General features: G+C 61.5%; 8 protein-coding genes. 4 read left to right on the top strand and 4 right to left on the bottom strand.

Annotation, left to right across the window (positions count from 1 at the left end; translation table 11 throughout):
* Positions 1–537, top strand: a 537-nt coding sequence (locus BFP92_RS32235; RefSeq protein ID WP_239694330.1) for a hypothetical protein, incomplete at its 5' end; no start/stop codon positions are given.
* On the opposite strand, the gene BFP92_RS27145 is transcribed toward BFP92_RS32235, so the two are convergent.
* Positions 534–995 (bottom strand): TIGR02444 family protein, encoded by a 462-nt coding sequence (locus BFP92_RS27145; protein WP_065931869.1) that lies wholly within the window; start codon positions 993–995, stop codon positions 534–536. The genes BFP92_RS32235 and BFP92_RS27145 overlap by 4 nt on opposite strands.
* Before the next feature lie 50 nt (positions 996–1,045).
* On the opposite strand from BFP92_RS27145, the gene BFP92_RS27140 reads away from it, so the two are divergent.
* From BFP92_RS27140 to BFP92_RS27130, 3 genes are all read left to right on the top strand, one after another.
* Positions 1,046–2,956 carry an ATP-binding cassette domain-containing protein gene (locus tag BFP92_RS27140; protein ID WP_065931868.1) on the top strand — a complete coding sequence of 637 codons (1,911 nt, stop codon included), beginning with the start codon at positions 1,046–1,048 and terminating at the stop codon, positions 2,954–2,956.
* A complete protein-coding gene (locus tag BFP92_RS27135) occupies positions 2,956–3,528 on the top strand; it encodes a mechanosensitive ion channel family protein (RefSeq protein WP_065931867.1) in 573 nt (190 codons plus the stop codon). The genes BFP92_RS27140 and BFP92_RS27135 overlap by 1 nt, the downstream gene beginning before the upstream one ends.
* A gap of 88 nt (positions 3,529–3,616) precedes the next feature.
* The gene (locus BFP92_RS27130) at positions 3,617–4,249 is read left to right on the top strand and encodes a LysE family transporter (RefSeq protein WP_065931866.1); all 633 of its coding nucleotides are present in this window, start codon (positions 3,617–3,619) and stop codon (positions 4,247–4,249) included.
* Between the two features lie 51 nt (positions 4,250–4,300).
* Here BFP92_RS27130 and BFP92_RS27125 read toward each other — a convergent pair whose 3' ends face one another.
* The 3 genes from BFP92_RS27125 to BFP92_RS27115 are packed head-to-tail and all read right to left on the bottom strand — an operon-like array spanning position 4,301 to position 6,039.
* A complete protein-coding gene (locus BFP92_RS27125; protein WP_065931865.1) occupies positions 4,301–5,041 on the bottom strand; it encodes a penicillin-binding protein activator LpoB in 741 nt (246 codons plus the stop codon).
* A gap of 3 nt (positions 5,042–5,044) precedes the next feature.
* A complete protein-coding gene (gene lpoB, locus BFP92_RS27120) occupies positions 5,045–5,632 on the bottom strand; it encodes a penicillin-binding protein activator LpoB (protein ID WP_017135234.1) in 588 nt (195 codons plus the stop codon).
* 35 nt (positions 5,633–5,667) lie between these two features.
* Complete coding sequence (locus BFP92_RS27115; RefSeq protein WP_008439304.1) at positions 5,668–6,039, bottom strand: YcfL family putative periplasmic lipoprotein; 372 nt, start codon at positions 6,037–6,039, stop codon at positions 5,668–5,670.
* Position 6,040: the final 1 nt, after the last annotated feature.

Here is a 6,040-nt window from a genome sequence, read left to right as displayed (position 1 = left end):
CCAGCGGCCAAGCCAGCTGCTAAAACCGCTGCTGCAAAGCCAGCGGCCAAGCCAGCTGCTAAAACCGCTGCTGCAAAGCCAGCGGCCAAGCCAGTGGCTAAAACTGCTGCTGCAAAACCGGCGGCCAAGCCAGTGGCTAAAACTGCTGCTGCAAAACCAGCGGCCAAGCCAGCTGCTAAAACCGCTGCTGCAAAGCCAGCCGCCAAGCCAGCTGTTAAAACTGCTGCTGCAAAACCAGCGGCCAAGCCAGCTGCTAAAACTGCTGCTGCAAAACCAGCCGCCAAGCCAGTGGCTAAACCCGCTGCTGCCAAACCAGCGGCCAAGCCAGTTGCCAAACCGGCTGCTGCCAAACCAGCGGTTAAGCCAGCTGCCAAACCTGCTGCCGCTAAACCGGCCGTTGCCAAGCCTGCTCCGGCCAAGCCAGCAACTCCGGCAGCCGCGCCTGCTACCCCGGCAGCGTCCAGCGCTCCAACCGCATCGGCCAGCAGCACGCCTGCACCGGTAGCGCCAAGCACCACCCCAACCAGCGCTTCCTAAGTGCGGGTGGCCACGACGCGCAGCTGCTGCAGCGCGTCGTGGTCAAGGTTGGCGGCTTCGGTCGCCAAGCCTTCAAGCCATTTCGGTTGACTCACTTCCCCAGTCGGCCATGCCTGCGCCAACGCTTCCAGGCGCGCTAATAATTCCCGTTCGGCCTCCAGCTCCAAAGCTTTGACTCGCTCGCGTAATGCCGCCAGAGGCACATCCTGTTGCGCCAGGGCTCGCCATTGCATGCGCATCTGTCGTAACGGTTCGACCACCGTTTTTTGCCATGGGCGTGCAAGCTGTTGCAGCGCGTGAATGCGCGCAGGCTCAAGCGCTACGCCGCGCCGTTCCAGCCACGCACCACAGAGCAACAGGCACACATCCGCGCCTTGTTCCTGCAAGCGCAGGCAAGCGGCTTCGCACCCTGGGCGGGCGTAAATCGATAGGGCAAAGCTCCACAGGTCAGCGCACATATTCACACCCAAGCCAGCGGGCAACGAAGCTGGTAGACTCCGCCGCCATTATGATCCGACTTCAAAGCCTAACATTACAGCGTGGCCCGCAACGTCTTCTTGAAGACGCCGAGCTGACCCTGCACGCCGGTCACAAAGCCGGCCTGATCGGTGCCAACGGCGCCGGCAAATCCACGTTGTTCGCCCTGTTGCTGGGTGAGCTGACCCCGGATTCCGGGGACTGCTTGCTGCCGGCCGACTGGCGCATTGCCCATATGCGCCAGGAGATCGACACCCTCGACCGCATTGCGATCGACTACGTGCTCGATGGCGACCTGCGCCTGCGCCAGGTGCAACACGACCTCGCCGAGGCCGAGAAAGCCCAGGACGGCGCCGCACAGGCCCGCCTGCACTCGGAGCTGGACAGTGCCGACGGCTACACCGCCGATGCCCGCGCCCGCAAGATGCTGGCTGGCCTTGGGTTTACCAACGAACAGATGGATCGCCCGGTCGCCGACTTCTCCGGTGGCTGGCGCATGCGCCTGAACCTGGCCCAGGCACTGATGTGCCCGTCGGACTTGCTGCTGCTCGACGAACCGACCAACCACTTGGACCTCGATGCGATCCTGTGGCTGGAAGACTTCCTCAAGAACTATCAGGGCACCTTGTTGCTGATTTCCCACGACCGGGACTTCCTCGATGCCGTGGTCGATAACATCGCCCACGTCGAACAGAAGAAGATCACGCTGTACCGTGGCGGCTACACCGCGTTCGAACGCGCGCGCGCCGAGCGTCTGGCCCAGCAGCAACAGGCCTTCGAAAAGCAGCAGGCGCAACGTGCGCACATGGAAAGCTACATCGCCCGGTTCAAGGCCCAGGCCACCAAGGCCCGCCAGGCCCAGAGCCGGATCAAGGCGCTGGAGCGCATGGAAGAGCTGTCGGCGGCCCATGTCGATTCGCCGTTCGACTTTGTATTCCGTGAATCGGTGAAAATCTCCAGCCCCTTGCTGGATCTCTCGGATGCACGCCTGGGTTATGGCGACAAAACCATCCTGGAGAAGGTCAAGCTGCAGCTCACACCGGGTGCGCGCATCGGTTTGCTTGGCCCTAACGGCGCGGGCAAATCGACGCTGATCAAGAACCTGTCCGGCGAGCTTGAGCCTTTGGCCGGCCGCCTGACCCGTGGCGAGAACACGGTGGTGGGCTACTTCGCCCAGCATCAGTTGGACTCTCTGGACTCCAAGGCCAGCCCGTTGCTGCACCTGCAGCGTCTGGCGCCGACCGAGCGCGAACAAACGCTGCGTGACTTCCTTGGCGGTTTCGATTTCCGTGGCGCACGCATTGATGAGCCGGTACTGAATTTCTCCGGCGGCGAAAAGGCCCGTCTTGCCTTGGCATTGATTGCCTGGGACCGGCCGAACCTGCTGCTGCTCGACGAACCGACCAACCACCTGGACCTGGAGATGCGCCTGGCGCTGACCATGGCCCTGCAGGAGTTCAGTGGTGCGGTGCTTGTTGTGTCTCACGATCGCCACTTGCTCAAGAGCACCACCGACAACTTTCTGCTGGTGGCTGACGGCAAGGTTGAAGAGTTCGACGGCGACCTGGATGACTATGCGCGTTGGCTGACTGATTACCGCCTGCGCAACGCGCCCGTGAGTAATACGCCGGTCAACCCCGACAAAACCGACAAGAAGGCCCAGCGCCAGGCAGCCGCCGCCCTGCGCCAGCAGTTGGCGCCGCACAAGCGCGAAGCCGACAAGCTGGAAGCCGAGCTGGGCAAGGTGCATGAGCGCCTGGCAAAGATCGAAACCAGCTTGGGCGACAGCGCTGTCTACGAGGCGGCGCGCAAGGACGAACTGCGCGACCTGCTGGCCGAACAAGCCAAGCTCAAGGTGCGCGAAGGGCAGTTGGAGGAGGCCTGGATGGAAGCCCTCGAAGTGCTCGAAACCTTGCAAGCGGAGCTGGAGGCGCTGTCCTGATGGAAGCGTTGCAGTTACCGCTGCCGGCACAATGGATCGCCCCGGTCTGGGTGGGTGTGCAAATCCTGCTGATCCTGCTGGCGGGTTATTTCGCCCAGCGCTTCGTGGCCAAAGTCCTGAATCGCCTGGGTGAACGCTACCCGTTGCCGCCTCAGTTGCTGATGCCACTGCGTGGCGGCCTGCGCTGGCTGATCATGGGCAGTGCGCTGATTTTTGTGCTGGAGCGCCTGGGCGTGTCCGCCACTGTGTTGTGGACGGCGCTGTCGGGGTTTGTCGCAGTCGCGGCCGTGGCGTTTTTTGCCATGTGGTCGGTACTGTCCAACCTGCTGTGTGCGATTTTGATCTTTACCGTCGGGCCGTTTCGCCTCGGTGATATCGTCGAGCTGGTGGATACGGTCGACAAGCCGGGTGTAAAAGGCCGGGTGGTGGCGATCAACCTGCTCTACACCACACTCATTGAGGTGGAGGAGGCCGGCACTGACAATGCGATGGTGCAGGTGCCAAACAGCCTGTTCTTTCAGCGCTCGGTGCGGCGTTGGCCAGGTACCCACGTGTTTCCAGGCGACCGCTAGCATTCACGTCGTGTAAAAATCTATAGCCAGTCTTCGGTCGGCGGAGTTAGCTTAAGCCTTACTCGCAAACTCCCTTCTGAGGTGTGTAATGGCACTCGACACATGGCTGGCCTTTTTCCTGGCCAGTTGGATCATCTCCCTTTCCCCCGGCGCCGGTGCCATCGCTTCGATGTCCAGCGGCCTGCAATACGGTTTCCTGCGCGGCTACTGGAACGCCATTGGCCTGCAGTTGGGCCTGGCGATGCAGATCGCCGTGGTGGCGGGTGGGCTGGGTGCCATTCTTGCGGCGTCTTCGACCGCGTTTTATGCGATCAAGTGGTTTGGTGTGGCGTACCTGGTGTATTTGGCCATCAAACAGTGGCGCGCCCTACCGATGGACATGAGCGAGGATGCGACGATACGCCCGATCGGCAAGCCAATGGCGATGATATTCCGTGGCTTCCTGGTCAACGCGAGCAACCCCAAGGCGTTGGTGTTCATGCTGGCGGTTCTGCCGCAGTTCGTGAACCCGCAGGCGCCGCTGCTGGTCCAGTACCTGATCCTGGGCGCAACCATGATCAGCGTCGACATGATCGTAATGGCGGGCTACACGGGGCTTGCGTCGAAAGTCTTGCGGTTGCTGCGTACGCCCAAGCAGCAGAAACGCATGAATCGAACGTTTGCCGGATTGTTTGTGGGAGCGGCGGGGTTTCTCGCCAGCTTGCATCGCGCAACGGCTTGATTGACGAAACCAGCTCCCACATTTGTTATGTGTTGGCTTTGAGATGACGGCTCAGCGCAGAATCTTCGGCGCTTCATCCCTTGGCAGGTTATTGCGCAGTGCAGGCTTGCCCGGGTCTTGGTAGCCACCGCCCAGTTGCTCCGCCAGTTGGCGCGCCACGTCCTCACCCAGCGCTTTCGACACTTCCCGCACCACACGCGGCCGGTTCAGGCTCACGCGCACGTCACGGTTGTTCACCAGCTTGGTGTCCTGGCCCTCACCCATGGCGGTAAACGCCGAGGTGATCTCGAAGGTTCGCGTATTGATCAGGCTGAAATCGGCCACCAGCGTCAGGCCCAGCACCGCCGAGTAGCTGTTGGTGTGGTCCAGGGCGTTGATGTCCTGGGTGAAGTCGATATCTGACAGGGTGCCGAACAGCACATAGTCCGCGCCCTTGAAGTTACCGGCCTTGATGCGTTTGATCACGTCATAGACGTCACCTTTTGCGTCGGCGGTGTAGGGCGTACCCTGCACCAGCTGAAACTGGTGCGACTTGAGGATCTCGCCCTTGATATCGCTGCTGAATTTACGCAGCTCGGCCTGTTCGATGTAGCTGGTGCGGCTCTCGTACTCGCTGTAGCTCGAAGCTCCGCTGGCGCTGTAGCCACTGGCCTGGAAATTGTTGCTGGCCGACACCGCGTGGATGTACTCCTCGACTCGCGCCTCGTACGCCAGGTCGGTGACCGCGATCTTCGGGGCGGCCGAGACGCCAAAGGCGCACAGCAGGCCGATCATGCCGATCCATGCACGCATTGCTTAGCGCTCCGTGGTCTTGCGGATTTCTTTCTCGTCCATCCATTCGGCCAGGCCGCTTTCAACGTCGATCAACTGCAGGCTGAACTTGTAGAACACGTCCTTGTAGTCCGAGCTGCGCTTGACGATGGAGCTGATGGAACCTTCCAGGCGGTACTTGGCGGCAACCATGTTGCCGGTTTTGCTCACCGTGGATTTTTTGTACAGGCCGCTCTGGTTTTGCAGCTTGAGCTGGTCGACCTGGCTTTGCATGTCGGTGTTATCGCTGGCGAAACGCGCGGTGCCGGTTTTCATCAACTGGGTCTTGATCGACGTGGTGATCTCGCGGGTATCGATGTACTCGCTGGTCTTGTTCTTCACGTCGTACACCTGCACCACTGGGCGGCCTTGCAGGATGCCGGACTGGGCCAGGGAGCGGGTCATGCTCTCGGCGATCATCTGCAGGTCGGTGGAGCCGAACTCGTTGGTCACCAGCTCCACGGCCTTGGAGTCGCCATAGCTGATGTTCTTGCCGCCGAGTACCGGCGAGGTGTTGGAGCAACCGCTGGCCAGAAGGGCAACGAGGGCGAGAATCGAGAAGCGTGCAAACATGGGGAAATCTCTCTGAATACGGTTAGCGCAGCGGCTCAAGGGGTTTTCACTTCGAGACGGAAGTCAGCGGCCTGGGGCAGGTTGGCGATGGCCGGCAGGAAAGTCGCCTGGTTGGCGTACAGGTTCAGCACTTTCCAGGTTTCTTCATCGCCCACCGGGAAGCCGTCGGCGCCCAGCCAGGCGAAGCGGTAATACATCATCTGGTTGCTGCTGGTGATGTTGCTCAACTGCACCTTGGCGGTGAGGAAGCCATTTTCGCGGGCCACGCGGATGGCGCCGACGGCGATGCCCTTGAACTTGCCCATCACCACGATCTTGCTGGCGGCACTGCCGGGCTCCGGTGGCGGCGGGGTGGCGCAGCCGGCGAGCAGGACCAGCGCCAGGGCGCCGAGGATGAAATGACGCATA

It is taken from the genome of Pseudomonas sp. 58 R 3, from assembly GCF_900006605.1.
Classification (GTDB): Bacteria; Pseudomonadota; Gammaproteobacteria; order Pseudomonadales; family Pseudomonadaceae; genus Aquipseudomonas; species Aquipseudomonas salomonii.
This window is presented reverse-complemented; position numbering and strand designations above follow the sequence as displayed.